The sequence below is a fragment of the Methanogenium sp. S4BF genome, assembly GCF_029633965.1.
In the GTDB taxonomy this organism is placed as follows: Archaea; Halobacteriota; Methanomicrobia; order Methanomicrobiales; family Methanomicrobiaceae; genus Methanogenium.
The window spans coordinates 202,615-229,025 of record NZ_CP091277.1 but is presented as its reverse complement, the minus strand read 5'-3'; the positions used below and the strand labels follow the sequence as shown (position 1 = coordinate 229,025).

Genomic DNA, 26,411 nt, shown 5'->3' with positions numbered 1-26,411 from the left:
ACGGTCAAATAGTATCCCTGTCAATGGATAAACGGCAATGCGAGAGACTTGTCTGCAGCGGCCACCCAAATATCAGGGCACTGCATCACACAACATTTGAAGTTACCAGGGAAGAGAACCTAACGTCCAGTGGAACCTGCATCATTGGTGTTCATGCTGACAAGGGGCCATGTGACCTAAACCCTGAATTCAGGAAAGCAATCTCTTCAGACACAGCACTTCTGGTGACAACACTCACTGCGGGAAAAGAGACATGTACAATCACCGCGCGGGGAAGCAGCCGCCTTACCCTCACTCATCCCACGGATCTTGTCTGGAGAAGGAGTTCATATATCGATGACAGAACCATTGGAATTCACGCTGATTTCACAGCCAAAACGCTGCCACGGGAACTTATTGCTGCACTGACAAAGGGAAAAAAAATGACCGTGTATATGGAGATATTTACGATTCCTGAAGAAGAACGATCTTCAGCTCCGCAGATTCAAGCATTTTTTCACAGATTTTTATAAGCTCCATCCCACGTTCATAATAGGCTAGCATCTCTTCGAGCGGAACGGATCCCGATTCAAGTGTCCGAATTATTTCTTTGAGTTCCTTAAGATTTTCTTCATATGTCCGTGTCATACGTCACCTCATTGATACGTGCCCGGGCAGAACCGTCTCTGAAGCTGAGTGATACCTCATCATCAGCACACAGAGACCCCACTGATTGTACGAGCATTCCGTCTTTTCTGACAAGTACATAACCACGCTGAACGGGACCATAGGGATCCAGGCCAGTCAGTTGTGTTTTATCTGCATTTAGAATCATACGTTTCCTTTCACATTCCCGGCCTGCAAGCATCAGAATTCGCTCACTCATTTCATTGATATACTCCTGTTCACGCGAAATCTGAAGCCGGAGTCGGTCAGGACGAAGCCTGAGACGGAAATCCTCAAGATCTGCATGGAAGCGATGGAAATATCGATCAGTACTCTGCAAGATACGCTGAGTATGAGTTTGAAGCTCCTGCTTCAGTTCATTTTTGTCCGGAACAACAATCTCTGCTGCTGCAGACGGGGTAGGCGCCCGGACATCTGCGGCATAATCGATGAGTGTTGTATCAACCTCATGTCCAACAGCACTGACAACCGGTGTCCGGCAGGCACTGACAGCCCGGACCACCTCAGGGTGATTAAAAGAGAAAAGGTCTTCAAATGAACCCCCTCCCCGTCCGACAATGATTACATCAGCCTTCCCGTCAAGAGCGCGGATGGCGCGAGTAATGTCATGTTCAGATCCCGGCCCCTGCACATTGCATGGAGAGAACAGAAGAGTCACCGGAAACCGCCGCGCTATGACATGTTCAATATCCCGGCGTGCGGCACCAGTCTCTGATGTCACTACCCCCACTACCTGTGGATAACGGGGCAATGGCTGCTTCTTTGACAGTGCAAAGTGCCCTTCTTCTTCCAGCATCTGTTTCCACTGGTTTACCAGCCGGAACAGATCTCCACGACCGGCTTCCTCCATTTCTCTCGCAATAAATTTGTACTCACCACCCGGTTCGTAGAGATCCACAGATCCATACACCCGCACACGCATCCCATTCACCGGCGTAAATGTCAGTTCACGTCCGTAGCTTTTCCACATTGCACAGCGGATCACCGAAGGGCGTGTACCTGGATCTTCAGAAAGGGAGAAATACCGGTGACCTGACCGGTGGTGAATATAATTTATGATCTCTCCTTCAACCCAGATATTTTTGATACGGTCGTCATCAAGGAGCGATGCAATTACTGCTGTCAGGGAAGAAACGGAATAGATACCGGAATCTCCGGGACCTTCATCTCCCATTGGTCGCATGAACACTATTTTTATCTCATTCCCTTATGAATACCACGTATCAGGGAGGCAGGGTAAAAGGCTATTACGAGAGAAAGGAAAGGAAAATGTATGCCAACGGTTGGCGCATCAACCATGTTCTTCCATGAATACCAAGTTGATACAATATTTGACGCCCTCACAGACGCCGGATGTGATGCGGTTGAATTCTGGCTGGAAACCCCCTCTTTCTGGCTGAACGACCTGCCTTCAGCAGTCCTTCTCGATGCCATCCACACTCACTCCGCTATTCATTCCGTCAGTGTCCATGCACCGGTACTTGATCTGAATCCCTGTTCTGTGAACCCTGATGTGGCAGAGGTCTCCATCCGGTGGGCCTGCCGGGCAGTTTCAATTGCCAGACAAATCGATGCCTGTGCAGTAACGATTCACCCGGGCAGAAGAACCGCAAAGCGCCCTGCATCTTTTGCTGACAGAAAACGTCTGGCGCATTATCTCTCAGAAGTAAAAACATGTGCGGCGTCTGCAGGTATACCCGTTGCACTTGAAAATATGGAGCAAAAGGTAAACTCCCTTCTTCCTGCACCATCTGACCTGATATCCCTGTTAGAGAAAGAAAAGTGGCTCTATTTTACTCTGGATATCGCCCATACGTTCACCGGTAACAACAGAGATGCAGCAAAGTATATTGAGCACCTCGGTAACCGTATTGCAGTCGTTCATGTCAGTGCCCGTATTAACGGCAGAATGCATTGCACAGTAAAAGGGAATGATGACGTAGCAAATATACTCACACTGCTCGCCGAAAATGGATATTCGGGCCCTCTCATACTTGAGATTGAAGACCTCACATTTCAGCCGGAATTGTCCCTCAGTAAAAAAATTGAAATTGTATCTGACGAAACATCGTGGATCCGTAATTTTTTTGAATGAACGTTGCTTTTATCAGGGAAAACGTGCATAAATCAGAGAGTAATCCATATATGAATCCGAATATATCAGTGACCGCCGGAGGCGGCATAGTGCAATGATAGAATACAGTTTTGCACTGATTATTTTTATTTTGTGTCTTGTTTTCTCCGCTTTTTTCTCGGGGTCAGAAGTTGCGCTAATCTCCATAAACCCTGCAAAGGTGCGCACCCTTGTCGAACAGAAAAAGACTGGTTCTGAGGCACTTGAACGCCTGAAATCCGACCCTGACCATCTGCTCATTACCATCCTCATCGGCAACAATCTGGTAAATATCGGCGCCGCATCAATTGCAACAGCTGTTGCAATTGCCATATGGGGAGAAATTGGAATTGGAATTGCTACATTTGTAACAACCATTCTGATGCTGACATTTGGGGAAATCATTCCCAAGACCTATGCTGCGCGGTCAGCGGATCGGGTTGCACTCATGGTATCCCGCCCTGTGCTGTGGCTTTCATATCTCCTCCATCCGTTATTCTGGGTGATTGATGCAGGCAAAAGCATTTTTTCACGGAACCGTGAAATAAAGCCAACGGTTACAGAAGACGAAATAAAACAGTGGATTGATGTCGGGGAAGAAGAAGGCACTATCGAAGAGGAAGAACATGAGATGCTGTACCGTGTCTTTGCATTCTCAGATACACGCGCCAGAGAGGTTATGACGCCACGGGCAGATGTGGTGATGATCAACCGGAAAAGTTCTCTTGAGGATTCAGTCAATATTTTTAATGAGACCGGATTCACCCGCCTTCCTGTCTATGAAGAACAGATCGACAATATCATTGGCGTACTAAACGTAAAGGACGTATTTGGCGTCATTTATTCACCAGGCCCAAATGCCAATATCCCGGACCTCGTGTATGAAGCGTATTTTGTTCCTGAATCCAAAGAAATTGATGATCTTCTGCGTGAAATGCAGAAACGCAAGGTTCACCTTGCAATCGTTGTGGATGAGTACGGAACGTTTGCAGGCATCGTCACGGTAGAGGATATTCTTGAGGAACTTGTCGGTGAAATCATGGACGAGTTTGATGAAGAAGAACCCGACATCCAGAAAGTCAATGAGTGGGTATATCTTATTGATGCACGCGCGTGGATTGAACGCGTCAATGAGGACCTGAAGATCTCACTTCCTACAAGCGAATCCTATGAAACACTCGGAGGCCTGATTATTGATCAACTGGGCCATATTCCCCATAAAGGTGAAGTCGTTACGATTTCAGAATCCGGAATCCGCCTGATGGTGATGAAAATGAATGACCGCCGAATAGAAAATATCAAACTCATATTCCCAATGGACAGAGACATACACACGAATCGTTAAGATGAAATTCTGCCAACATATGGGTATGAAACGCATTGCGGTGATTGCATCAGGAAGAGGCTCCAATTTTCAGGCAATAATTGACAGGGTCTGTGACGGAACAATCCCGGCACAGATTACCTGCCTCATCACCGATAATCCATCCGCGTATGCAATAAAACGGGCGGAAAATCATAATATTCCTGTATCAGTCATCAATTTCTCGGAGTATGCTGATCGTGCATTGTACAACCAGGCTCTTGAAAACGCAATGAGAGAATGCAGGGCAGATCTCTTTGTTCTTGCCGGCTACATGCGCCTTTTGAAACCTGAGACTGTGCGTGCCTTTGCCGGAAAAATGATCAATATTCATCCTGCGCTCCTGCCCAGTTTTTCCGGGCTCCATGCTCAGCGGCAGGCACTGGATTATGGCGTCAAAATCGCCGGCTGTACCGTTCATTTCGTCGATGAAGGAATGGATACCGGACCTATTATTCTCCAGTATCCGGTTGTTGTACTCAACAGTGATACCGAAGAATCCCTTGCAGCAAGAATTATGGAATTTGAACACGTGGCCCTCCCCCAGGCAGTGAAACTGTTCTGCGAGGACCGTCTTGAGGTCTCCGGGAGAAAAGTCATCATCAATGACGATCAGAGAGAGTGAGATTCATCATCACATAAGTTAAATTGTGTAGAATAAATGGGTGGAAAGAGACGCCAGCAAAGATCACGACCTCCTATTGCAAAGGAACGTATTGAAATCCTCTTTTCAGAGGCAGAAATTGCTGCGCGCAATAATCAGGACCGGGCACGAGAATATATCATGCGGGCGCGCCGTATTGCAATGAGAGAAAGAGTTGCAATTCCTCTGGTGTTGAAAAGAAAATTTTGTCGGAAATGTTCATCATTTCTGATACCCGGAATAAATGCACGAATACGAATTCACCAGAGCAGAATCATCATAACCTGCCGGGTGTGCGGCCATCAGTGGCGCTGCCCAGTTGGGAGGGGATATCATCGATAAAAAGACAGCATCGCAGTTAAAAGCGACAATATGGATTGGAAAAAGCGGAGTTACAGAACAGACATATGAAGAAATCAGGCGCCAGATCAAAGATCGGGATATGGTAAAGATAAAGTGGCTCAGAAGTACAGAGGTGGATCCGGCAGGAATTGCGGTTGCATGCGGGGCAGAACTGGTGCAGACACGGGGCCGCACCATGGTACTTGCACGGCAAAGAAAACCGTCCCGCTGACATTTTTTCTCGGAATATTTAAATCAATATCTTACCTATATGTAAAGACTGCTAATAGGCATACTAGAGAGTGGTAATCACATGACAACCGTATATGATTTGCCTGCAGATGTTCTGATCCGTAAAACGGCTGAAGAACTCAAGGCAATGGAAACAGTGGAAGCACCCGACTGGGCAGCATTTGCCAAGACAGGTGTCCACAAACAGGCACCACCATACGACGAAGACTGGTGGTACACCCGTGCGGCAGCAGTTCTGCGCCGCATCTATGTGGACGGCCCGATTGGTGTAGAGAGACTGAGATCATTCTACGGCGGAAAGCAGAACCGTGGCTCAAGCCCAGACAAGTTCAGGAAAGGATCCGGGTCTGTTATCCGGAAAGTTGTCCAGCAGCTTGAGGGCGAAGGTCTGATTGAGAATGTTGAAAACGGCCGCAAAATCACCGCAAAAGGGAGATCGTTCCTTGACGGTGTTGCACACGGTCTCAAAGCAGATGTCGTAGAGCAGACACCGGCACTTGCAAAATACTGATGGTGGGTAACAGATGGGAGACGACGAGCTGAACGAACTCCGCCGGAGAAGAATGGAGGATTACCAGCGCCAGCAGCAACAGCAGGGCGCAATGGAAGAGGAGATGGCGCGCCAGCGGCAACAGCAGGAAGCACAGATCCACATGATCCTCATGCAGATCCTGGAACCGGAGGCGCGCGAGCGGTTGAACACCATCAAACTGACCCGCCCGGACTTTGCAAAAGCTGTCGAGCAGCAGCTGGTCATCCTCGCACAGAGCGGGCGCCTTCGTGGCAAGATCTCTGACGAGATGCTCAAAAGCCTTCTCGCACAACTTATGCCCCAGAAGACAGATTACAAGATCACCCGGAAATGAAGGCAGGAATACTCTTCTCCGGAGGAAAAGACAGCTCCCTCGCGGCCCTCATGCTCTCCAGAGATTATGAGGTCGAACTGAATACGTTCGTCTTTGATGAACGCAGAACAGTTCCAGAGCTTGAGAGTGCGGCAGATGCCCTTGGGTTTCCTTTGGTCTGGAGAGTATTTGAGCCGGATTTTCTGGAAACGGTTGTCGAACTGATGGTATCGACGGGATATCCCAACGATGCCATAAACCTCGTGCACAGGAACGCCGTCAGGACTCTTGCAGGGTTTTATGACGTTATAGGGGATGGTACACGGCTGAATGACCGTGTTCCAATGCTCAGCCTATCGGAGGTTCAGAGCCTCGAAGCGAGGCATGAGTGTTCCTACGTGCGCCCTCTGCTCGGATTCGGAAAAACTGAGGTGGAACGCCTGGCAAACAGGCATTTTACCGTTTCCTATGGTGAAACGGGCATCATCCACAACGGGGACTATGAACACGAAATCCGGGCAGCATTCAACGCACGGGGTATCGATCCGTATACGATATTTCCAAACCGCCACCAGCAGTCTCTGGTGACGGGCCGGAATGATGAAATGGAAGTGGTGAATTAACCATGAGTAAACCGACAAAAGGCCGAAAAATACGGCTAGCCAAGGCATGTGAACAGAACCGTCGTGTTCCGGCATGGGTAATGGTAAAGACCAAGCGCAGCGTGGTCAGTCACCCCCGCCGCCGTAACTGGAGACGCAGTTCCTTGAAGGTGTGAGACAAATGGCTAACATTCTCAACGAACAGATTTACATCATCCCCCTCAGGGATGTCAAGAAGGCTCCCCGATGGAGACGGAGCCAGCGTGCAATGAAAGAAATCCGTTCTTACCTCATGAAGCACATGAAGAGTGAAGACGTGAAGCTTGACCAGACGATTAATGAAAAGGTCTGGGAACGGGGATCCGAAAAGCCTCCCCGCAAGATTCGCATCCGTGCCATGAAGTTCGAGGACGGACAGGTTCAGGCTGAACTTGCGGAAGAGTAAAACAATGACTGAAACGATCGATATCGCAGGCAACGAACATATCGGTGTATATTGCAGGGCATTTGATGATGTGGCTTTTGTCGCTCCGGATGCCCCTGACCGGTTTATTCAGGTAGTTGGGGAAGAACTTTCGGTGCCGGTTGTACAGACAACAATACAGGGATGTTCGATTATCGGGTCACTTCTTGTGGGAAATAACCGCGGATTCATTGTGAGCGGCATGGCTACACCTGAAGAGATAGCAGTACTTCAGGAGTACCGTGACGTATTGCTACTTGAACGGGGCATGAACGCTGCCGGAAATATCATTCTCGCAAATGATGATCTCGCGGTGATTCACCCGGATATGCCTGAGCGCTTTGCGGAGGAGATCGCAGCATTTCTTGAAGTTCCGGTTCTCATGATGCCGATCGGTGGTATACCTACAGTCGGAATGACTGCAGTTGCAACCACCCGCGGCTTTCTTTTGCCCCCCCGGGCATCCCGCCAGGAGATAGAGGCAATCGAAGAGTACACCGACTTACCCGTCGGTACCGGGACGGTAAACATGGGAACCAATCTCATCGGAACAGGCCTGATTGCGAATAATTCCGGTTATGTGGCCGGAAGTGCAACAAGCGGGTACGAGCTTGGCAGAATTGAAGAAGTATTTGGATTTGTGGAGTGATGGTGATGACAGACCTGAATTTTGAAATCACCGGTAAATACCGGGAACGCGATGTATGGAAACCATTTAACAAAGTAATTGTGGCACCGAATGAGAAAGTCGCTGAAGAGCGGGCTTTTACGGTCATCGGCAGTAAACACCGCCTGAAGAGAAACTACATTAAAATTAAAACAATTACCCCGACGAATGGTGAATAATATGGAGAATGTTGATGCCCGTGAATTTCAGATGCTTGAACAGTATCTTGAACAGTTCACGCAGCAGGTTGAAGCATACTCCCGGCAGCTTGAAATGCTCGAGAACAGAAGGGTGGAGACTGCAACTGCAGTTGAAACCCTGAAAACTCTGGCAGGCCAGGAAGGACCGACAGTACTTCTCCAGATCGGTGGCGGAGCAAGCCTGAGAGTACATGTGCCTGATACAGATACTGTGCTCTTAAACATCGGTGCAGATGTGGTTGTTGAACGGACAAACGCTGAAACAGTGGATTATCTCGAAGAGCGCATAACAGAGATGGAAGCGCTTGCCAAAAAAATTGCTGAGTCCATCGAGCAGGTCCAGAAGCAGGCACGCGATGTTGCCAAAAGAATGGAATCGGCATATTCGCAGGCCCAGGCCCGGATGGCTCCGGGGATGCAGGGCTGATATGGCATGTTTGATTCTCTGAAATCAAAACTGAAAGGGGTACGCGGGATATTTTCCCGTGAAATAGAACAGTCTATTATTGAAGAAGTATCAGGGGACAGAGAGATAGTATCTCCAGTCCCTGAAACAGCCCCTGAAGAGATCTCAGCGGATAAACAATCTTCGTATTCAGCTGAGCCGCCTAAAATAACAGAACCTGAACTTCCTTCAGAACAAAAGAAGGAAAAGATAGCCTTTTCTGCAAAAATTCGGTCTTTGGTTAAAGATCGGGAAGTCCATATCTCTGAGAAAAAAATTGAGGGGCCGCTTCAGGAACTTGAAATAGTACTGCTCGAAAATGATGTCGCTCTGCAGACAGTTGATGCCATATCAGAACAGATGCGCAATGAGCTGACCGGAAGCACCAAAAAAATCGGTTCGTCCATTGACAGTCTTGTGATGGATGCCCTCAGAGATGCCCTCCTTGATGTCCTGGGTGAAGGGTTCTCGCTTACCACATACATTGACACCCATGACCATCCGGTGAAAGTCCTATTTACCGGTGTCAACGGTGCAGGGAAGACAACAACCATTGCAAAGGTGGCAGCTTACCTGAAAGGACAAGGGTATTCAGTCGTCATTGGTTCCGGTGATACATTCAGGGCCGGTGCAAATGAACAGATGCAGACCCATGCAGACCGTGTCGGGGTAAAGGTCATCCGCCACCAGGAAGGCGCAGATCCGTCTGCTGTCCTCTTCGATGCTGTCCAATACGCAAAGGCTCATGGAATCGACGTCGTACTTGCAGATACTGCAGGACGATTCCATAACCGGGCAAACCTGATGAATCAGCTTGCGAAGATTCGCCGAGTCTTTGGCCCGGACATTGTTGCATATGTCGACGAGGCAGTTGCCGGGAATGACGCTGTTATCAGGGCAGAAGAGTTTAACAATGCTGTGGGAACAGATGTTGTTGTACTTACAAAAGCTGACATGGATACCCGGGGCGGTGCAGCAATCTCGATTGCGCACACAATCGGTCGTCCGATAATGTTCCTTGGAACAGGTCAGGAATATACTGACATCATTCCATTCGAACCGAAAGCCGTGGTCAGCGACCTTCTCGGAGATGAATAACAATGCTGGACAGATTTGGTACTGGCCTCAAGGATGCGGTGAAGAAACTTGCAGGGAAATCTGTCATCGACAAAGCAGCAGTCGATGAACTGGTCCGTGATCTGCAACGGGTGCTCATCCAGTCAGACGTTAATGTGAAGCTCGTCATGGAGCTCACAAACACCATCAAAAAACGTTCCCTTGAGGAAGAACCACCAAAGGGAATGGGTGCACGCGAACATGTACTCAGAATTGTATATGAAGAGCTTGTGCACCTGATGGGAGAGGAAGTCGAAGTACGACTTGAATCCCAGACAATTCTGATGGCCGGCCTGCAGGGAAGTGGAAAAACAACAACAACCGGCAAACTTGCACGCTTTTTCCAGAGAAAAGGGCTCCGTGTGGGTGTCATCTGTGCTGACGTCTTCCGGCCCGGTGCATATGATCAGCTTAGCACCCTCTGCCGGAAAGTCAATGTTCCCTGCTATGGAGAACCGGGTGAAACCGATGCCGTCGGTATTGTTACCCGCGGAATGAAAGAGCTGACCGGTACAGAAGTCCTGATCATCGATACTCAGGGCAGGCACGCACTTGAGGATGAACTGATTGAGGAGATCATTGCACTCAACCAGCTGTCCCGTGCTACCCATCGCTGGCTTGTCATTGACGCTGCACTCGGTCAGCAGGCACGGGAACAGGCGCGCAGGTTCCATGAGGCAATAGACATTGACGGGGTCATCATTACCAAAATGGATGGTACCGCAAAGGGTGGAGGTGCTCTTTCTGCAGTGGCAGAGACCGAATCAGGCATTGTATTCGTCGGCAGCGGCGAAACAATAGAGAACCTTGAACGGTTTGATCCGGACGGATTCATATCCCGCCTGCTTGGAATGGGAGACCTCAGGGCACTCATCGAACGTGCCGAAGAGGCAATATCCCCCGAGGATGTGGATGTCAATGCGATGCTCAAAGGGAAGTTTACCCTTCGTGACATGTACAAACAGCTTGAGGCCCTGAAAAAGATGGGACCCTTAAAGCAGGTCATGAATATGCTCCCGCTGGGAAATGTTGACCTCCCCCAGGATGCCTTTGATGTAACGTCGGTGAAGATGGACCGCTTTAAATATATCATGGATTCGATGACCAACGAAGAACTTGACAATCCGGGTATTATCAGCGGTTCACGGATTCAGCGGATATCAATCGGATCCGGCACCTCCCCTGAAGAAGTGCGCGAGTTAATCAAATATTACAAAACAATGCAGCGTACCCTGAAGACCATGCGTGGGGGACAGGGTAAGTTCAATATGCAGCGAATGATGAAAAAATTCGGCGGGATGTAATAAATATGAAACAGTTTATCGTCATCGGGCATCTCGCCCGGACAGACGGAGACTTTTCTCTCAATGATATGCCAGGCGGGGCTGGAAGAATGGATGTCCTTTGCCGGTGCATAAACTCATCATTTTTCCTTTCACATAACCTCAGGCGTGATGTGGAATGTTATCTGGTGCTATTGGGTGAACCGGATCCCCCAAAGACTGTCTTATTCAGAGGGGATGCTCTCAGGTACCTCAGTCCGGACGAGCGTAGTGCAGGAGCACTCATCAAAAAAGTCCTTGCATTACCCTGTGATGAAGAGTTCCGTGAATCAACACCCGGAGTATATGTCCGCAGAGGAGGATTGGAAAAACTTCTCACAGAATGCAGTCCGGCCCTTCTTGATGAAAACGGCACAGATATCCGGCATATGCAGGATCTTCCGTCAGCCTATCTTCTCTCAGACCATCAGAACTTCTCAGAGAGTGAGAGTGCAATCACAGACCATCTGCCACGCATATCTGTTGGTCCGGCCATCCTTCACGCTGACCATACCATTACTGTTGTTCTCAATGAAATGGACAGGAGGGAGAAATCATCGGAGTAATCGAAGAAACACGGGAAATACTTGCATATGGAACCATATGCAACCACTGCCTTGGAAGATTCTTTGGGAAACGTTCATTCGGACTTGCCAATGAAGAACGGGGCAGGGCATTACGTACAGCACTCGCACTTGAAGATAATTATCCATACACGGAAGAGACGAAACCCTGCTGGATCTGCGGAAACATGTTTGATGAAACAGAAGCATGGGCAGAAAAAATCGAGGAGAGTGTCCGCGGCATTGAATTTTCAACGCTTTTGGTCGGCTGCCGTGTACCACCCATTATGGCAGAGAGCGAAGAGATGGTCTGGAGCGATCTTGGCCTCACCTCTCCGGAAACCCTGAAGGCACAGTTCAACCGTGAAGTAGGCAAGGCATTCTCTGCCAGAAGCGGATCAGAAGTTGATTTCAAGCGCCCGGATCTGGTTGCTGTCTGCAATCCGGCCGATAAAAGCGTTGAAATTGAGATCAATCCCATCTATATCTATGGAAGATACCGGAAATACGAACGGGGTATTCCGCAGACACGATGGCACTGCCGTGAATGCCATGGAGAAGGTTGCGAACGGTGCGGCTTTACCGGCAAAATGTATGCTGATTCTGTTGAAGAGCTTATCGGACGGCCTGCCGCAGAATGCTTCAACGCCGAAGATGTAATTCTCCATGGTGCAGGAAGAGAGGATATTGATGCCCGGATGATCGGCACCGGAAGGCCGTTTATTATCGAGATTGTTCATCCGATGAAACGCAGCATCTCCCTTTCTGTACTCGAAGAGAAAATTAATTCCACCGCAGGCGGACGGGTAACGGTTGTCCTGGATCATATCAGTGACCGGCGCGAGGTGGAAACAATTAAATCGGGAAAAGCGCATAAGAAATACAGCATTCTGGTAGAAGTAGACGGCGATTTCTCTGATGATGACGTCAAATTATCCCTGTCTGCCCTAAAAGGGGCGTCAATATCGCAGCGCACCCCTCATAGGGTAGCTCACCGAAGGGCTGACAAGGAGAGAAAACGGAACGTCATTGACATCTGTCTGAGAGGTGTAGAGGACGGCCAATACAGAATTGAAGTCCTCGGAGACGCAGGCCTTTATATTAAAGAGCTCATCTCAGGAGATGAAGGGAGAACAAATCCGAGCCTCACTGAATGCATTGGGGCACCCGCAAAAGTAACAGCCCTCGACGTTATCATGGTCGAAGGTGTTGTTCCTGAAAAGGAAAACAAATTCCAGGAGGATTAGAGAAATGGCACATCACAACGGTCCACGTAAAAAAACTCGCGGTAAATTCAAGAAAGCACTGAGGCGTCGCGGTATTGCACCGGTAACAACCATCATCCAGTCATTTGATGAAGGTACAAAAGTTCATATCGTAATTGATTCCAGTATTCAGAAAGGGATGCCTCACAGGCGTTTCCACGGAAAGACAGGAACTGTTGTCGGAAAACGTGGACGTGCATGGGTTCTTGAGGTAAATGACGGTAATAAAACAAAAACTGTCATCTCAAAACCACAACACCTAAAACCACAAAAACAATAATTTTCACAAGGACAGGATTGGCATGAATGTTAAAGGAATTGTCGATGAAGAGAGAATTACATTATCAGAAGTAAAGGAAACACTTCTCGCAGTAGAAGCATCCAGACTTGAATCCGGCAGTGAACTTCCGTACGAACTCCGCAGGAGTATCGAACATGCCAACCAGTTAGCAAAAACAAGCCCAGAAAATGCACGTTCACTTGTGGAAAACCTGCTGACACTCGAAAAGATGAAACCAGACATTGCATACCGCATTGCAAATCTTATGCCAAGGAGCAGAGATGAACTCAGGGCTATCTATGCAAAAGAACGGTTTACTCTTTCCGGTGAAGAACTCGATGAGATAATTGAACTGGTCATCACCCATTACTGAGGGAAACCCCATGCGATCTGACAAGAAAGAAATCTATGCAGTTGTTATAGAGTATCTTCCCCGTGGCCGGGGAGATGCAGGCGGGAGGCAACAATATAAGCATGAACCAATTCTTCAGGCTGTTGGGAAAGACCAGTTCAAGCTTCTCGAGCTTGTTCCAAAAGTCGATGCCATATCAATTAATGAGGAGGTCTATATCGGTGATAAGGAACGGGACAAAATTGAACGGGTTAAACGTCGCATCGGGTATGCAGATCTCACCCAGACTGCAAAGGTTGAACTGCCATTTGCAATCGCAGGTATCGTCAAAGACGATGAGGAGCGGTATGTTGCCTTTTACAATAATGCTGTTCCAATTTCAATCAAACTCCACATGCTTCACCTCCTGCCTGGTATTGGGAAGAAACTGATGCAGGAAATTCTTGCAGAACGGCAAAAACGTCCGTTTACAAGTTTCTCTGACATCAGCGAACGAATTAAGACGATACCTCACCCAGAACAGATGATCGTGAAAAGAGTGTTGGAAGAGATCGAAGATCCGGATATTAAATACCGTATCTTTACATCACGATGAAAGCACCTCGCGATCAACATTTTTTAACGGACAAAAAGGCAATTGAGCGGATTGCCTCTGCGGCTGATGTTTCAGGGAAGCGCGTACTTGAGATTGGACCTGGAGAGGGGCCACTTACCCGAGCACTTCTGGATCATGGCGCCGTCGTTACTGCAATTGAGCTTGATTCTGGTTTAATTGAATACCTGAACAACCGTTTTCACCGTGAAATACGATCCGGTGAGCTTACACTGATTCACGGGAATGCAGTAAAATGTGAGTATCCGCCGTTTGATATTTCAGTCTCAAATCTCCCGTATTCTGCATCCTCAAAGATTACCTTCAGACTTCTTGAGGCAGGATTTGAAGAGGCCATCCTGATGTATCAGAAAGAATTCGGTCAACGGATGATTGCTCCTCCCGGCACCCCCGGTGTTGGCAGACTTTCAATTATGGTTCAGACGTATGCAAAGGCAAAGCCCATTATGCAGCTTTCAGCAAAGGCATTCTCCCCTCCACCAGCTGTCCAGTCCTGGGTCATGCGCATCATCCCACGGGATCCACCGCACCCAATAGATGATCATCAGTTTTACGCTCTTGTCGTTCGTGAACTGTTTTCCCACCGCAGAAAGACCATACGCAAAGCCCTCCGGATATCGGCGGGCATTATCGGGAAAGAGCGGGTGAAAGCAATTGAACAGACCATTCCGGAAGAAATTCTTGCAAAAAGGCCTGAGGAACTCCTGCTGAGCGATTTTGCAAAAATTGCAAATGCAGGTTCTTCAGAAAATAACAGCTAAGCACTCTTTTCAGCGTGCTACAAGCACTTTTTTTCCGACAAAACCGTCAATAAAAATTGTTTTCTCACAGGTGGATGCTGCAACCTTCACTTCATATACCGGACAGGAGAACAGCTGGCATGATATAATCTCAGCAGTTGGTTGTGTTACTTTCAGGATGGTCCGGATATCCTGTTGATGCACAATCCGTTCAAGGACCGTACCACCGTCGAGTGTTTCCAGTGCCGCCGGAAGTCTGACCATCCCCGTCCCCAGACGCGGCATTCCATGCCGGACCAGCGGCACCCATACTTCCCTTCCAGCTGCCATCTCACTCTCCGTAATGAGTTTTTTTGTGCTCAGTTCAGAGATAGCATCTTCAACCACCTCGGGAGAGAGGCGAGTCTGTGCTTCAATTTCTGCTGCAGTCTGACCTGAAATGGAAAAGGCATCCAGTACGCGAATGGCATCCTCTGAGAGGCCGATATAGTCACTGAAACAGGCACGGAACCTCAGACCGTCTGAGATATCCGCGCACCATCCTTTCGTTGCATCAATGATAAACGAAGTTTCCTGTGTGATTTTCCGGATTTTTCCGCTGATGTAGCGCACCTCAAAGAGACAGAGCGGCCAGTATACCAGCTCAGCTGACACCAGACGTTCATTTGTTCCGAAGAGAAGACCTTTCTTCTTCATCCGGCCCCCTGCAATATTGAGTGCCTCATCCCTCCCGATTCGGGCAGGGAGGGCACGCTCTTCAAGAGGAGATGATGTTTTCTTCGTGCGGACACGAGGGCCGGACTTCGGTTTTGGCTTTGGTTTTGGTTTAGGATTTGGTTTCGTCTCTTTGGGTTCAGAAGAGAGCCGAGTCACTGATACATCAGGTTCATCATACAGGGACATCACCTCATCTTCCGGTGCCACCGGAGCCTTTGGTGTATCTGAAGGCTCTTCATGAGGCACAGCATCCATATCGTCGACGTCATCCTGTACCGGATCAGGGGTTCGTGGCGCAAGTATCGGAGTGAGGCCACGGTGTTTTGTCTCACGCTTCCCAAACCTCATCCGTGTCTTTTCACGGGTAAGCCCGCCCATGATATAGAAATCACCAGGATTCAGGGATGATAACTCCTCAACCTCACGTTTGGAGCCAAAAAAGAGATCCACTGCCTTCAGGTCATTTTCTATCGAGAGTTTCCCGATGATCTGATTGTTGCACTGAGAGAGTACATTTTTTGTGACAATGGCAGGGCGCTGGGTTGCCACCATCAGACCAAGTCCGCGTTTTCGCCCCCTGCGTGAAATTTCCTCAATTTTTTTGATGGAGTCACGGCTCTGCGGAATGAACTTATCCGCTTCCTCAACGATCAAAAGGTATGGTTTGCGCTCTTCGGTTGCAAGATCATAAAGAATATCAGCAAGGTGGGATACTTTTTCCGTCATCTCCACCTCGGACACATCATAGATTACCGGAACTCCCGAACGTATTGAATCGCGAAGAATGTCCTTCAGATTATCAAGCCGCTCAATATCGTACTCGCATTCATCATCCGCCCCAATCCATGTCAGATCAAACCGGTCTTTCAGCGAAAAATATTCCCCTTCAGTATCAATGAGACAGAATCCGATATGATAGCGGCAGAGCTGTTCACAAAGAACCGCAATCGTCCAGCTTTTTCCGGCACCGGACTGTGCGATGATGCAGGTTCTTCCGGTGACCAGTTCCTGACCGCTAATGCTGAAATCCCGCCCGTTTGCCTTCCCCACGATGATATCCATACGCTAATGTAATGTAGCATCTTCTCAGGTTTAACTGTCATGGAACATCCGGGGAAAGAACCCTTATCAGGGAGGAGACAATGTATATGGAAGAGAACGCAGGAATGAACCCAAAAGCACCTGAATATCATGAACAGGTATACCAGCCGGAACAGGATACCTATCTGCTTCTTTCATCGGTTTTAAAGGAAATCCGGAACGGTGAGGCCGTCCTGGAAGTAGGAACCGGAAGCGGTATCATCGCACGGGCGTGCAGTGAACGTGCCCGGTGTGTTGCAACCGATGTAAACCCCCATGCCTGCAGGATGGCACACAGAATGGGTGTGGAAGTCGTTCGGACGAATCTCTATGCCGGGCTGAAAGGACCGTTTGACCTGATACTGTTCAACCCGCCCTATCTTCCGACAAAAGAGAATGAGCGGATTGACGACTGGCTGGAGTACGCACTGGACGGAGGGCCTGACGGCAGGGCGGTTATCCGTGAGTTTGCATCCGGACTGCACCGGATTCTCCACCCGTACGGACGCGTGCTTCTTCTGGTTTCATCTCTGACAGGCATTCAGGAGACACGTGAACTCTTTGCAGAGCATGGATTCCTATCATATATTGTCGGAGAGGAGACGACAGAAGGGGAACATCTGGTCGTCTTCCGGATAACACATGATCTCTGCAGTCTCAGAGATTGTAATGCACCAAAATAAGAGAAGAGGGCACAGAATCCCTCAGGGATGAACATGCCGAACATTCATGTCCGGTGAAACATCCTGTCCAGTTCCTTTTGGGAATAGGAGAGAATAACCGGACGTCCATGCGGACAGGTGTAGGGTTCACTGGTGTGGGACAACTGAAGAACCAGACGCTCCATCTGCTCCTGTGTCAGGGGACTGCCTCCCTTGATTGCTCCCCGGCATGCTATGGTTGCGGTGATGCGGTCGCATCGTTCGTCAGCTGATTTTCGGCTTTCGACTACCAGGTCGGAGACAATATCATGGATCATCTCTGTTCCCAGCCGTTTGCCAAGAACCATCGGCACAGCCCTCACGGCAAACGCATCAGGGCCAAATTCATCAACAATAAAACCCAGCTCCAGCAGAATATCAATATTTGCCGAAAGGGCCAGTTTTTCTGCAGCATTCAGTTCGACAACCAGCGGCACGAGGAGTTCCTGCCTTTGAATACCGGCATTCCGCCGTTCGCATAACTGGTCGTAGAGAATGCGTTCATGGGCAGCATGCTGATCAATGATGAACAGTTCATCATTGTCACGCGATGCTGCCAGAATGTAGCCATCCGCCACCTGACCGATGATCCGCATCGGGGGCAGGAGGTTAACACCGGCATCCTCGTCCATATTTCCCGTAAGGCGAAGCTGTTTGTCGGTTGTCGCATACCGGATGTGAAACCTCTCTGGCTGTGCGTTCCCGTAGGAACTTTTTGTGACACCGGGAATTGGCTCAGCTACCTCCTGACTTTGTTTTGGGAGATGGGTATACACAGATGCCTGCACAGATGCACGGTTGTCTTGTGAGGTCACAGGCGTGCCGCTCTGTATCAGATCCGTTGTCTGAAGCGTGTCCCTGATAGCTTCGGTAATACCACTAATGATCTCTTTTTCCCGGCTCAGGCGGATTTCCCGTTTGGCAGGATGAACATTCACATCAACAAGAGACGTATCAATTCTGATACTCAGATATGCCATGGGAAACCTGCCCTTTGGAATGAGAGTGCCATACCCTGCACGAATGGCTCTGACAATCTGGGGTGATGTTACCGGACGCCCGTTCACACAGAGATGGATTTCACCTGCATTCGGACGGCAGTCCGCCGGGCGAACAATTGCGCCATCCACTCTCATTACCGGCGTCCCTGCACTTATGGGGATTATCTGGGAGGAGAGATCGGTTCCGAATACCTGGGTAATGGTCTGCGCCATCGCAGTCGTGCGCTGGGTCCTGAGTTTCTCTTTTCCATTAACTCTCAGACGAAAGGCAGATTCCGGATGAGCAAAGGCTTCTGCTTCGACCGCACGATATATATGAAGCAGTTCGGTCTGACGGGACTTCAGAAATTTTCGGCGTGCGGGAGTATTGAAGAAGATATTGTCAACCCGTATAGTCGTCCCCCGTGGTGCTGACACGTCGGATACGGAGAGGAACTCTCCGCCTTCAATGACAATTTCTGTGCCCACGTCCGTGCCTTCTGCCCGTGTCACAAGGGTCACGCGCGATACTGCAGCAATACTTGCAAGTGCCTCACCCCTGAATCCCATTGTATGAATACGGGAGAGATCGTCGGGGCCACGGATTTTACTGGTTGCATGGCGGACAAAGGACATCTGTGCATCAGACGCGTACATGCCACACCCGGTATCAGACACCTGAACCGAGGTAATATGCTGTGTGCCGACGGTGATGTCCACCTTTATCATATCCGCACCGGCATCCACCGCATTTTCCACCAGTTCTTTCACCACAGATGCGGGCCGTTCAATCACTTCACCAGCAGCTATCGTGTTAACGGTCTCATCATCTAAAAGGCGGATCACCCCTTCGTCTCTCTTTTCAGGCATCGGCATAAATCCTGTTACATCTTCTTCTTGAGTTCGTAGATCTTTGCAAGCGCCTCACGCGGAGTCAGTGAATCCGGATCAAGGTTTTTCAGTTCGATGAGGGCCGGGCTTTCGGTGGCACAGGCACCCTCAGGTGCATCCATCAAAAGCATCTGGGTATACCGCGGAGCACGTTTTCCTTCAGATACCGGTGTCCGGTAGCGTTCTTTTTCAAGCACCTCTCCGGCTCTCTGTATCACTTTCCCGGGAATGCCTGCCAGGCGTGCCACATGAATACCATAACTTCTGTCCGTTGCACCCGGAATCAGTTTCCTCAGAAAAACCACATCACTCCCTGTCTCTTTCACTGCAAAATGACAATTCTTTACCCGTTTCAGGTCAGCTTCAACCTCCACAATTTCATGGAAATGGGTTGCGAACAGGGTCCGGGGTCCTCGTTTTCCGGTCCCGTGCAGGAATTCAAGAACCGCACGTGCAATGGAATATCCATCAAGGGTCGATGTGCCTCTGCCGATTTCATCAAGAATAACAAGGCTCTTTTCGGTCACATTATTGAGAATATTGGCAAGTTCCACCATCTCGACCATAAATGTCGACTGGCCGCTTGCAAGATCATCAAATGCTCCGACACGGGTAAAAACACGGTCAATGATACCGATAACAGCCCGGTCGGCCGGCACAAAACTCCCCATCTGTGCCATGATGCAAATGAGGGCAACCTCCCGCATATATGTGGATTTTCCGGCCATATTGGCACCCGTGATAATGATGATCTGGTCCCCTCCGCCATCCAGTTCCGCGTCATTCGGAACGAATCCGACAGAGGAAAGACTCTCTTCGACAACCGGATGACGACCATCGGTTATCAGCAGGCGTCCGGAATTCTCAATAACAGGTCGCGTATATCCGTTTTCTGCGGCAGCATCCGCAAGAGCGGAGAAGAGATCCAAACGAGCAATTGCCTGCGACGTTGCCTGTATAAAGGTCACAGATTCACGCAGACGCATTATGACGTCTGCGTAGAGCTCTTCTTCAAGGGCACTCTGCCGCTCCTGTGCATGCGCAATCTTCTGCTCCATCTCCTGGAGTTCCGGGAGGGTGAACCGTTCACCGTTCGCCATGGTCTGCTTTCTGAGATACTCCGGCGGCACAAGGGAGATATTGGCCTTTGTTACTTCGATATAATACCCGAATACTTTGTTATACCCTATTTTCAGTGATTTGATACCAGTCCGTTCCCGCTCTTTCTGCTGGAATGAAGCAATCCAGTCTTTACCGGTACGTCCGATATTCCGGATTTCGTCCAGTTCGCTGCTGAACCCTTCACGTATTATCCCGCCCGTCCGTGCCAGTACAGGCGGATCATCAACAATTGCGGCCTGAATCAGGGATACCTGATCGGTGTGGTCCCTGAGATCAGCTTGTATATCAGCGAGAAGGGAAGGGATCATGCTGTCATGGGGAGAGAGCACGTCACGGATTCCCGGAAGCCGGTCCAGTGAGTCACGTAGGGTGAGAAGGTCCCGGGGCCCGACATTTCCATATGCAATCCTGCCGGCAATGCGTTCAGTATCAGCAAACCGGTGAAGGAGGTCCCGGATAATTTCACGCCGGAGCGGTTCATTCAGACAGTATTCGACAGCATCCAAACGTGCCTTAATCTCCTTTTCATCGGTAAGAGGACTGGTGATAAACGTGCGCAGAAGGCGGCCGCCCATGGCCGTCTTTGTCCGGTCAAGGACGGAAAGGAGGGTATGATCTGTCCCGCCATCGCGAATATTCCGGGTCAGTTCAAGATTGCGCATCGTGATTGCGTCAAGCACCATTCCACGTTCAGGGAGACGGGTATACAGCGTACGGATGTGCCCAAGGTCAGACTTCTGCGTCTCTGTCGCATATCGCAGACAGGCACCGGCCGCAGTCACCGCCTCATCCATATCACTGCAGCCAAACCCATCCAGCGTTGATACGCCAAACTGCCGGGTTAGCTGAGAAAATGATTCTTTATGATCAAAATATTCTGCCCCGCAGGGTGTGATCGCTATTCCCCGCCCCTCAAGAAGAGCCTGCACCCGGGGAGACAACGATTGAGGGAGAAGACATTCCCGCGGGCCTGCACGGTCCACTGCTGAAAGCAAACCGTTTCCTCCGTCATCTGCCCTGCATGTGGTAACAAAAAAATCACCGGTGGTGATGTCCAGAAACGCAAGGCCAAAGATGGTGTATTTCAAATCCGGGACAACTGCCATAAGGTATGCCTGCCCCTCAGAAGGCACCATGGAAGAGTCAATCACTGTGCCGGGGGTGATGACACGCACAACATCACGTTTTACAACACCCTTTGCTTTTTTCGGGTCTTCAACCTGATCACATACGGCCACCCGGTATCCTTTCTTCACCATCCGGGCAATATAGGCCTCTCCTGCATGAATCGGGACACCGGCAAGAGGCATACGCTCTCCATTTTTATCCTTACCGCGTGAAGTCAGGGTAATGTCAAGTTCCCGTGAGATAAGTTCGGCGTCCTCCCCAAACGTCTCATAAAAGTCCCCCATCTGGAAAAAGAGAACACAGCCGGGATACCGGGATTTCATCTCATAAAACTGCTTCATTGCAGGTGTGGGTCCATCACTCATCTCGACTCAGTATAGGAGTCTACCTTTGGCGATATGAGTCTTATTACGTGAACATGCTGAAGCCAAAAAGGAAGATTAGGGTATTGATATGGTATGACTGATCCGTGGGATCTCGATACTGTCATAGAAATACTCTGTGTATCCGTCAGGGAAGACCACTGTCGTCACTGCAGGAGACAAATCAACAGAGATGAGTGGCGCAAACCAATAATCCGAAAGCATTTCCTCAGCACTGGCAAACGAGAGCATGGGAGTTGTATAGGTCACCCCGTCATCCCCAGTACTTATATGTGCATACTCCCTAATCAGGAATGCAGCAGAATCTGGCGTCACTTCACTTACAGTGACCTCTTTCCCGGAATTACTCTCCAGCCCATTCTTTAACTCAGTGGCGGGATCTGCAATCCGGAAGAATACCGCAAACTTTTCAGCCCAGCCGAGACGATAGGCAAATGTGACCGTCGCATCCCCGTTCTCCAGCACATCAATGGAAAGAGATTCGGCAGTAAACGCTGATGCCGGGGCCGCCACGACGAAGAGGAGACAGAATATTGTCAGAATTTTCAGTTTAGGGTTCATATAATCACCTGATTCCCATTTATGCATGCGGAGTATATATCTCTTTGTTGCAGGCTGCAGAACATAGTCGATATTCTTAATATTCTCAGGGGAGGAATATTATTAAATGGGTGTTACAACACGGGGGTATTCTGTACTTGCCATATTCCTCTGGATGCTTATCGTCATCGGATTCATGGCACTTGCCCAGGTGGTAAACCTTGAAATATTCTTTGTATTATGGCTGATTGGAATTCTCGTAATCATTGAACTGACCGACCCCCCATTCATAGAACCCAGAATGATCAGATATGCAAAATACCTGGCCGCAGGAGGCGTAATCATCTTTGGAATAATTGTGCTGCAAAAGATTATGGAGATCATCGGTTCATGAAGAGGTATACCGCTCCCATCATCTTCATCGGGCTTTCCATCCTCTTTGCAGTCCTTCTGATGCCATACACAGAAGAACCCGAAATATATGCGATTGCAAATGTGGAAGAGGCAGGTATTTTCAAAAACCCAATCGCACTGAAACAGATATCACAGGAGAAGACAGGCGACCTTCAGCCGCTGATGCAGGACTTTTTTGAAGCTTCCGGAACTATCATCCTGAATGTACGCCTGAAAAATTTTGAAGATGCAGAGGAGGATCTTGCCGAGTACCGCAGGGCGGCATCACAGTTTGACCGTCTGGTCATAAACCTCGATATGAGTGAGTCTGAAATCGGTGATTTCAGAAAAAATAATGCTGACAACATCAGGAATCTGGAGGAGCTGCTCAATGATTCGGTTGCATTTGATGAACTGAGCCGTCTTGAGATCCAGTACCAGGACGCAGACGATCCCGCGAAGATGTATGCTATTGCGTACGAAGGTGAGGCACTGCGCGAAAAAATCACCCAGGAATTCGCACAATACAAAAATACCGCTGCTGCCATGGCACCAACCGGGAGGACAGTCGAGGTGAATCCTGAATCCATGGAATCCTCTGTTGACGTCTTTGCAGAGTATGTCAGGGAAATCGAAGGCACACAGGAAGAACGGGTTGTTCAGGCATCAGATACCGTCATAACATTCAGTGAAGAACTGACCCTAAGCATTGATCCTTCTCAAGGGGTATATGGCGATGAAATACACGCAACAGGAGTATATTCACGTTCGGGAGACATTCCTGCGGGAGAACCCGTCACCCTGTATATCGACAGCAGGAAATACGCCAATTCATCCTGCACCAGCACCGGAGAGTATGACATCCCGTTCACCATCCTGCAGCTGTATCCCGGTATCCACCTTGCCTACACGCGGGCCGGCGATGTATTTTCTTCTATCATACCGCTCACAGTGACCAGAACAGACGGCTTAATAACGCTCAATGTTTCTGTCCGGGGCAGCACAATCTTCTCTTCAGGAAGACTGAGCACGGAAGGCAGAGATGTCACGGGTGCGCCGGTACAGATCTCCTTCAGGAGTGCGGATTCCGAGAACGTAACTACGGTGTTTACGGACGCCACAGGGGTTTATTCCTGTACAACAGAGGTTTCGTCAGGGGACTATACCATCCAGTCTGTCTTTTCAGACTCCGGGTTTCCGGTGAATGAGTGCAGAAGCAGGGAGTATAACATCTCTGTTGGCCAAAATGACCTCTATCTTTTCATCATCCTCTTCGTGATCTGCGCGGGAGGGGCCGGATACCTGATACTCCGCCGCAGACAGAGGGGCCGGGCACAGGAGTCATTGTTCGATGAGACCGGTCAACCGGATAAACCGGAAGCACTCCTACCCGGAGGCCCCCTCACCGCCAGGGGAGAGGAAGAGGGAATATCCACCCATTCACGTGAGGCTGCGATACAGGATTTCCGCAGCAGGTACATCTCAGAGAGAACGTCCCTCTCTTCTGCGGATTCGGCCAGGATACTGGGAGAAGGGTTTACTGCTGCCGTCGGGTATTATACAGCACGGAAATGCAGGCCATCTGAGACGATGCGTGAACAGACTGCTAAGCTGGATGAGAAATGCCGGAAAGAGGCAGCCGTGTTTGTGACCAGGTATGAAGCATTGGTGTACGGCAGAGACCATGCAGGGGGAGACGAACTCCTCTGCGCATGGGATGATGCCATCCGGTGCATGGGTGGTGACGTATGAAACATACCACAGGAAACATACTGGTCGTCGCAGCGCTGGTGCTGGCAGGCATTGTTATACTCAGCTATCTCTCCTCAACAGATGCTGAATTATCCCGGTATAACGGGGGATGGAACGGAACCTCGGCGTTCTATGATCAACTTGAAAGGGCAGGCGCGACTGCTGCCACATCCGATGCCCTGCTGGGTTCAGCACCTCCGGATACGTTTATCCTGGTCGAGCCTGCGGTTCTGCCGGAAGGAGAGGCGAGAGACAGTATCATTCAGTTTGTGAGAAACGGCGGAACGCTCATAATAATTGCGAAAAATGAATCGGCAAACAGCATTCTGGAAGCGGCAGGAAGCACGATAAGAATCCACGAATCGGTCCTTTCAAGCATAGATATGGAATACGCCGACCCGAGAATGGTAATCGCTTACCGGGCACAGGACCACAGACTTCTTGAGAATGTGGGGAGCATCGCCCTCAATCAGCCATCAACACTGACCGGCGGCGAGACTCTGCTTGAGACATCGGTCATCTCATGGATTGACAGGAACAGCAACGGGAGGGCAGACGGCACGGAGACTTTTGGCAAAGAAGCGGTGATGGCTCGTGAAGGTATTGAAGACGGGGAGGTCATCATTCTTTCAGACAGCGGCATTCTGATCAACAGCATGGATTTCACAGTATCAGAACGGGATAACGCACAGATCAGGGGGAATCTTGTAACCGGTATGAATGCTTCCTATGATACCATCACCTCACAGCCATTCATGACAGAGGGAGCCCTTCAGGCGGTTACCGGCGCGAAAAGCACAACAGTTATTAAAATATTTGCCATACTGCTAATAACAGGCATTATCTGCGCTGCATACGCACGCAGAGTATTATAATACGATACAAGGGGGTACGAATGACAGAATACAAACAAACAGAATCAGTCACACATATCTCAGATAATTTCATCCGGATGCGGGATGAGATTAAACGGTTGGTTGTCGGAAATGACGAGCTTATTGAAATGATCGTCATCTCCATTCTTTCAGAAGGGCATATCCTCATTGAAGGGGTGCCCGGCACTGCAAAGACAACCCTCGCAAAGACCTGCGCAATTCTATCAGGGTGTAAATTTAACCGGTTTCAGTGTTCTGTCGACAGTCAGCCGGCAGATGTCATCGGCATCCAGTTCTGGAATGCTGACGAGAAGAGGTTTGAGCTGAGGAAAGGACCCATATTTACCAACTTCCTACTCATCGATGAAATAAACCGCCTCTCACCCAAAACACAGAGTGCGTTTATTGAGGCACTCTCAGAGAAACAGGCAACAATTGACGGGATTGGATATGAACTGCCCCATCCGTTCTTTACCATTGCAACGCAGAACCCCACAGAATTTGAGGGAACGTTCCCCCTTATCGAGGCACAGAAAGATCGGTTTATGTTCTCAGTCTATGCTACACACCTCTCCGGGGAAGAGGAGCTTGAAGTTGTCCGGCGTGAACAGGACGGCACACTCAACTGGAAGAAATTTTCAGATGAGCTCTCCCCGTTTTTTAACCGGGAGGCCATTATCGCCGATATCGAGTGTGTAAAGCAGATCCACGCAGGAGAAGAGATTCTTTCCTATATCAGGGATATTATCATGGCTACACGGGAGCATGCAGATATTGCACTGGGTTCAAGCAGCCGTGGATCGATTGCTCTCCTCCGGGGAAGCAGGGCAAAAGCAGCAATTGAACGTCGTGATTATGTAATTCCTGACGACGTGAAGGCAGTAGCCCTGAAGGCACTTCAGCACAGGATCATTCTTAAGCGTGAGGCAGAGATCAGCGGAACAAACAGTTCAGCCGTCATCCGGCAAATCCTTGATACTGTCGGGGTGCCCTGAGG

The 26,411-nt window shown here is 49.4% G+C and carries 32 protein-coding genes; 26 read left to right on the top strand and 6 right to left on the bottom strand.

Annotation, left to right across the window (positions count from 1 at the left end):
* The first annotated feature begins 23 nt into the window (after positions 1–23).
* Complete coding sequence (locus tag L1S32_RS01085; RefSeq protein WP_278155541.1) at positions 24–512, top strand: DUF371 domain-containing protein; 489 nt, start codon at positions 24–26, stop codon at positions 510–512.
* Here L1S32_RS01085 and xseB read toward each other — a convergent pair.
* Both xseB and xseA read right to left on the bottom strand, forming a co-directional pair.
* Positions 445–627: an exodeoxyribonuclease VII small subunit gene (xseB, locus tag L1S32_RS01080; protein ID WP_278155540.1), complete on the bottom strand. Its 183-nt coding sequence runs from the start codon at positions 625–627 to the stop codon at positions 445–447. The genes L1S32_RS01085 and xseB overlap by 68 nt on opposite strands.
* On the bottom strand, positions 611–1,849 hold the full coding sequence (gene xseA / locus L1S32_RS01075; protein ID WP_278155539.1) for an exodeoxyribonuclease VII large subunit: 1,239 nt from the start codon (positions 1,847–1,849) through the stop codon (positions 611–613). The genes xseB and xseA overlap by 17 nt, the downstream gene beginning before the upstream one ends.
* Before the next feature lie 90 nt (positions 1,850–1,939).
* Between xseA and L1S32_RS01070 the strand changes: the two genes are divergently transcribed.
* The 20 genes from L1S32_RS01070 (at position 1,940) to rsmA (ending at position 14,873) form a co-directional block, all read left to right on the top strand.
* Positions 1,940–2,761, top strand: a complete 822-nt coding sequence (locus L1S32_RS01070) for a sugar phosphate isomerase/epimerase family protein (protein WP_278155538.1) — start codon at positions 1,940–1,942, stop codon at positions 2,759–2,761.
* A gap of 94 nt (positions 2,762–2,855) precedes the next feature.
* Positions 2,856–4,124: a hemolysin family protein gene (locus L1S32_RS01065; protein ID WP_278155537.1), complete on the top strand. Its 1,269-nt coding sequence runs from the start codon at positions 2,856–2,858 to the stop codon at positions 4,122–4,124.
* Positions 4,125–4,149: 25 nt separating this feature from the next.
* Complete coding sequence (gene purN / locus L1S32_RS01060) at positions 4,150–4,767, top strand: phosphoribosylglycinamide formyltransferase (protein WP_278155536.1); 618 nt, start codon at positions 4,150–4,152, stop codon at positions 4,765–4,767.
* Between the two features lie 337 nt (positions 4,768–5,104).
* The gene (locus L1S32_RS01055) at positions 5,105–5,359 is read left to right on the top strand and encodes a YhbY family RNA-binding protein (protein WP_278155535.1); all 255 of its coding nucleotides are present in this window, start codon (positions 5,105–5,107) and stop codon (positions 5,357–5,359) included.
* Between the two features lie 81 nt (positions 5,360–5,440).
* Positions 5,441–5,890: a 30S ribosomal protein S19e gene (locus tag L1S32_RS01050; protein WP_278155534.1), complete on the top strand. Its 450-nt coding sequence runs from the start codon at positions 5,441–5,443 to the stop codon at positions 5,888–5,890.
* A 13-nt stretch (positions 5,891–5,903) separates the two neighbouring features.
* Complete coding sequence (locus tag L1S32_RS01045; RefSeq protein WP_278155533.1) at positions 5,904–6,245, top strand: DNA-binding protein; 342 nt, start codon at positions 5,904–5,906, stop codon at positions 6,243–6,245.
* On the top strand, positions 6,242–6,847 hold the full coding sequence (locus L1S32_RS01040; RefSeq protein ID WP_278155532.1) for an alpha hydrolase: 606 nt from the start codon (positions 6,242–6,244) through the stop codon (positions 6,845–6,847). The genes L1S32_RS01045 and L1S32_RS01040 overlap by 4 nt, the downstream gene beginning before the upstream one ends.
* A gap of 2 nt (positions 6,848–6,849) precedes the next feature.
* Positions 6,850–7,002: a 50S ribosomal protein L39e gene (locus L1S32_RS01035; RefSeq protein ID WP_278155531.1), complete on the top strand. Its 153-nt coding sequence runs from the start codon at positions 6,850–6,852 to the stop codon at positions 7,000–7,002.
* A gap of 5 nt (positions 7,003–7,007) precedes the next feature.
* Complete coding sequence (locus L1S32_RS01030) at positions 7,008–7,271, top strand: 50S ribosomal protein L31e (RefSeq protein ID WP_278155530.1); 264 nt, start codon at positions 7,008–7,010, stop codon at positions 7,269–7,271.
* Positions 7,272–7,275: 4 nt separating this feature from the next.
* Positions 7,276–7,938: a translation initiation factor IF-6 gene (locus tag L1S32_RS01025; protein ID WP_278155529.1), complete on the top strand. Its 663-nt coding sequence runs from the start codon at positions 7,276–7,278 to the stop codon at positions 7,936–7,938.
* A 5-nt stretch (positions 7,939–7,943) separates the two neighbouring features.
* Complete coding sequence (rpl18a, locus tag L1S32_RS01020) at positions 7,944–8,135, top strand: 50S ribosomal protein L18Ae (protein ID WP_278155528.1); 192 nt, start codon at positions 7,944–7,946, stop codon at positions 8,133–8,135.
* Position 8,136: 1 nt separating this feature from the next.
* The gene (gene pfdA, locus L1S32_RS01015) at positions 8,137–8,583 is read left to right on the top strand and encodes a prefoldin subunit alpha (RefSeq protein WP_278155527.1); all 447 of its coding nucleotides are present in this window, start codon (positions 8,137–8,139) and stop codon (positions 8,581–8,583) included.
* Between the two features lie 6 nt (positions 8,584–8,589).
* On the top strand, positions 8,590–9,699 hold the full coding sequence (gene ftsY, locus L1S32_RS01010) for a signal recognition particle-docking protein FtsY (RefSeq protein WP_278155526.1): 1,110 nt from the start codon (positions 8,590–8,592) through the stop codon (positions 9,697–9,699).
* A 2-nt stretch (positions 9,700–9,701) separates the two neighbouring features.
* Positions 9,702–11,021, top strand: a complete 1,320-nt coding sequence (locus L1S32_RS01005) for a signal recognition particle protein Srp54 (RefSeq protein ID WP_278155525.1) — start codon at positions 9,702–9,704, stop codon at positions 11,019–11,021.
* Positions 11,022–11,026: 5 nt separating this feature from the next.
* On the top strand, positions 11,027–11,605 hold the full coding sequence (gene trmY / locus L1S32_RS01000) for a tRNA (pseudouridine(54)-N(1))-methyltransferase TrmY (protein WP_278155524.1): 579 nt from the start codon (positions 11,027–11,029) through the stop codon (positions 11,603–11,605).
* Positions 11,596–12,849, top strand: a complete 1,254-nt coding sequence (locus L1S32_RS00995) for a tRNA pseudouridine(54/55) synthase Pus10 (RefSeq protein ID WP_278157103.1) — start codon at positions 11,596–11,598, stop codon at positions 12,847–12,849. The genes trmY and L1S32_RS00995 overlap by 10 nt, the downstream gene beginning before the upstream one ends.
* Positions 12,850–12,853: 4 nt before the next feature.
* Positions 12,854–13,147, top strand: a complete 294-nt coding sequence (locus L1S32_RS00990) for a 50S ribosomal protein L21e (RefSeq protein ID WP_278155523.1) — start codon at positions 12,854–12,856, stop codon at positions 13,145–13,147.
* Between the two features lie 22 nt (positions 13,148–13,169).
* Positions 13,170–13,520: an RNA polymerase Rpb4 family protein gene (locus L1S32_RS00985; RefSeq protein WP_278155522.1), complete on the top strand. Its 351-nt coding sequence runs from the start codon at positions 13,170–13,172 to the stop codon at positions 13,518–13,520.
* A 10-nt stretch (positions 13,521–13,530) separates the two neighbouring features.
* Entirely contained in the window at positions 13,531–14,094 is a 564-nt protein-coding gene (locus L1S32_RS00980) for a DUF655 domain-containing protein (protein WP_278155521.1), read from the top strand.
* Complete coding sequence (gene rsmA, locus L1S32_RS00975; RefSeq protein ID WP_278155520.1) at positions 14,091–14,873, top strand: 16S rRNA (adenine(1518)-N(6)/adenine(1519)-N(6))-dimethyltransferase RsmA; 783 nt, start codon at positions 14,091–14,093, stop codon at positions 14,871–14,873. Before L1S32_RS00980 ends, rsmA begins: the two co-directional genes overlap by 4 nt.
* A gap of 9 nt (positions 14,874–14,882) precedes the next feature.
* On the opposite strand, the gene L1S32_RS00970 is transcribed toward rsmA, so the two are convergent.
* Positions 14,883–16,631 carry a DUF87 domain-containing protein gene (locus L1S32_RS00970; protein WP_278155519.1) on the bottom strand — a complete coding sequence of 583 codons (1,749 nt, stop codon included), beginning with the start codon at positions 16,629–16,631 and terminating at the stop codon, positions 14,883–14,885.
* 86 nt (positions 16,632–16,717) lie between these two features.
* On the opposite strand from L1S32_RS00970, the gene L1S32_RS00965 reads away from it, so the two are divergent.
* Positions 16,718–17,332: a HemK2/MTQ2 family protein methyltransferase gene (locus tag L1S32_RS00965; RefSeq protein ID WP_278155518.1), complete on the top strand. Its 615-nt coding sequence runs from the start codon at positions 16,718–16,720 to the stop codon at positions 17,330–17,332.
* 44 nt (positions 17,333–17,376) lie between these two features.
* Here L1S32_RS00965 and mutL read toward each other — a convergent pair whose 3' ends face one another.
* The 3 genes from mutL to L1S32_RS00950 form a co-directional block, all read right to left on the bottom strand.
* Positions 17,377–19,200, bottom strand: a complete 1,824-nt coding sequence (gene mutL / locus L1S32_RS00960) for a DNA mismatch repair endonuclease MutL (protein ID WP_278155517.1) — start codon at positions 19,198–19,200, stop codon at positions 17,377–17,379.
* A gap of 14 nt (positions 19,201–19,214) precedes the next feature.
* Positions 19,215–21,836, bottom strand: coding sequence for a DNA mismatch repair protein MutS (mutS, locus tag L1S32_RS00955; RefSeq protein ID WP_278155516.1), 2,622 nt, complete (start codon positions 21,834–21,836; stop codon positions 19,215–19,217).
* Between the two features lie 75 nt (positions 21,837–21,911).
* On the bottom strand, positions 21,912–22,415 hold the full coding sequence (locus tag L1S32_RS00950; protein ID WP_278155515.1) for a hypothetical protein: 504 nt from the start codon (positions 22,413–22,415) through the stop codon (positions 21,912–21,914).
* 106 nt (positions 22,416–22,521) lie between these two features.
* Here L1S32_RS00950 and L1S32_RS00945 point away from each other — a divergent pair, with 106 nt between their 5' ends.
* Genes L1S32_RS00945 through L1S32_RS00930 form a run of 4 tightly spaced genes read left to right on the top strand, consistent with a single transcriptional unit; the run spans position 22,522 to position 26,409 of the window.
* Positions 22,522–22,788 carry a hypothetical protein gene (locus tag L1S32_RS00945; protein ID WP_278155514.1) on the top strand — a complete coding sequence of 89 codons (267 nt, stop codon included), beginning with the start codon at positions 22,522–22,524 and terminating at the stop codon, positions 22,786–22,788.
* Complete coding sequence (locus tag L1S32_RS00940) at positions 22,785–24,539, top strand: hypothetical protein (RefSeq protein ID WP_278155513.1); 1,755 nt, start codon at positions 22,785–22,787, stop codon at positions 24,537–24,539. Before L1S32_RS00945 ends, L1S32_RS00940 begins: the two co-directional genes overlap by 4 nt.
* A complete protein-coding gene (locus L1S32_RS00935) occupies positions 24,536–25,414 on the top strand; it encodes a DUF4350 domain-containing protein (protein ID WP_278155512.1) in 879 nt (292 codons plus the stop codon). The genes L1S32_RS00940 and L1S32_RS00935 overlap by 4 nt, the downstream gene beginning before the upstream one ends.
* Before the next feature lie 20 nt (positions 25,415–25,434).
* A complete protein-coding gene (locus tag L1S32_RS00930; protein ID WP_278155511.1) occupies positions 25,435–26,409 on the top strand; it encodes a MoxR family ATPase in 975 nt (324 codons plus the stop codon).
* Positions 26,410–26,411: the final 2 nt, after the last annotated feature.

Excerpts from the sequence above, each read along its gene's own strand:
- L1S32_RS00940 (WP_278155513.1), top strand. The coding sequence starts at position 22,785 with ATGAAGAGGTATACCGCTCCCATCATCTTCATCGGGCTTTCCATCCTC.
- L1S32_RS00965 (WP_278155518.1), top strand. The coding sequence starts at position 16,718 with ATGGAAGAGAACGCAGGAATGAACCCAAAAGCACCTGAATATCATGAA.
- L1S32_RS01050 (WP_278155534.1), top strand. The coding sequence starts at position 5,441 with ATGACAACCGTATATGATTTGCCTGCAGATGTTCTGATCCGTAAAACG.
- L1S32_RS01040 (WP_278155532.1), top strand. The coding sequence starts at position 6,242 with ATGAAGGCAGGAATACTCTTCTCCGGAGGAAAAGACAGCTCCCTCGCG.
- L1S32_RS00945 (WP_278155514.1), top strand. The coding sequence starts at position 22,522 with ATGGGTGTTACAACACGGGGGTATTCTGTACTTGCCATATTCCTCTGG.
- L1S32_RS01085 (WP_278155541.1), top strand. The coding sequence starts at position 24 with ATGGATAAACGGCAATGCGAGAGACTTGTCTGCAGCGGCCACCCAAAT.
- L1S32_RS01030 (WP_278155530.1), top strand. The coding sequence starts at position 7,008 with ATGGCTAACATTCTCAACGAACAGATTTACATCATCCCCCTCAGGGAT.
- rsmA (WP_278155520.1), top strand. The coding sequence starts at position 14,091 with ATGAAAGCACCTCGCGATCAACATTTTTTAACGGACAAAAAGGCAATT.
- L1S32_RS00930 (WP_278155511.1), top strand. The coding sequence starts at position 25,435 with ATGACAGAATACAAACAAACAGAATCAGTCACACATATCTCAGATAAT.
- L1S32_RS01070 (WP_278155538.1), top strand. The coding sequence starts at position 1,940 with ATGCCAACGGTTGGCGCATCAACCATGTTCTTCCATGAATACCAAGTT.
- rpl18a (WP_278155528.1), top strand. The coding sequence starts at position 7,944 with ATGACAGACCTGAATTTTGAAATCACCGGTAAATACCGGGAACGCGAT.
- trmY (WP_278155524.1), top strand. The coding sequence starts at position 11,027 with ATGAAACAGTTTATCGTCATCGGGCATCTCGCCCGGACAGACGGAGAC.
- xseB (WP_278155540.1), bottom strand. The coding sequence starts at position 627 with ATGACACGGACATATGAAGAAAATCTTAAGGAACTCAAAGAAATAATT.
- L1S32_RS01005 (WP_278155525.1), top strand. The coding sequence starts at position 9,702 with ATGCTGGACAGATTTGGTACTGGCCTCAAGGATGCGGTGAAGAAACTT.
- L1S32_RS00970 (WP_278155519.1), bottom strand. The coding sequence starts at position 16,631 with ATGGATATCATCGTGGGGAAGGCAAACGGGCGGGATTTCAGCATTAGC.
- pfdA (WP_278155527.1), top strand. The coding sequence starts at position 8,137 with ATGGAGAATGTTGATGCCCGTGAATTTCAGATGCTTGAACAGTATCTT.
- L1S32_RS01045 (WP_278155533.1), top strand. The coding sequence starts at position 5,904 with ATGGGAGACGACGAGCTGAACGAACTCCGCCGGAGAAGAATGGAGGAT.
- xseA (WP_278155539.1), bottom strand. The coding sequence starts at position 1,849 with ATGCGACCAATGGGAGATGAAGGTCCCGGAGATTCCGGTATCTATTCC.
- ftsY (WP_278155526.1), top strand. The coding sequence starts at position 8,590 with ATGTTTGATTCTCTGAAATCAAAACTGAAAGGGGTACGCGGGATATTT.
- L1S32_RS00950 (WP_278155515.1), bottom strand. The coding sequence starts at position 22,415 with ATGAACCCTAAACTGAAAATTCTGACAATATTCTGTCTCCTCTTCGTC.
- L1S32_RS00990 (WP_278155523.1), top strand. The coding sequence starts at position 12,854 with ATGGCACATCACAACGGTCCACGTAAAAAAACTCGCGGTAAATTCAAG.
- L1S32_RS01035 (WP_278155531.1), top strand. The coding sequence starts at position 6,850 with ATGAGTAAACCGACAAAAGGCCGAAAAATACGGCTAGCCAAGGCATGT.
- L1S32_RS00935 (WP_278155512.1), top strand. The coding sequence starts at position 24,536 with ATGAAACATACCACAGGAAACATACTGGTCGTCGCAGCGCTGGTGCTG.
- L1S32_RS00985 (WP_278155522.1), top strand. The coding sequence starts at position 13,170 with ATGAATGTTAAAGGAATTGTCGATGAAGAGAGAATTACATTATCAGAA.
- mutS (WP_278155516.1), bottom strand. The coding sequence starts at position 21,836 with ATGAGTGATGGACCCACACCTGCAATGAAGCAGTTTTATGAGATGAAA.
- L1S32_RS00980 (WP_278155521.1), top strand. The coding sequence starts at position 13,531 with ATGCGATCTGACAAGAAAGAAATCTATGCAGTTGTTATAGAGTATCTT.
- mutL (WP_278155517.1), bottom strand. The coding sequence starts at position 19,200 with ATGCCTGAAAAGAGAGACGAAGGGGTGATCCGCCTTTTAGATGATGAG.
- L1S32_RS01065 (WP_278155537.1), top strand. The coding sequence starts at position 2,856 with ATGATAGAATACAGTTTTGCACTGATTATTTTTATTTTGTGTCTTGTT.
- purN (WP_278155536.1), top strand. The coding sequence starts at position 4,150 with ATGAAACGCATTGCGGTGATTGCATCAGGAAGAGGCTCCAATTTTCAG.
- L1S32_RS01025 (WP_278155529.1), top strand. The coding sequence starts at position 7,276 with ATGACTGAAACGATCGATATCGCAGGCAACGAACATATCGGTGTATAT.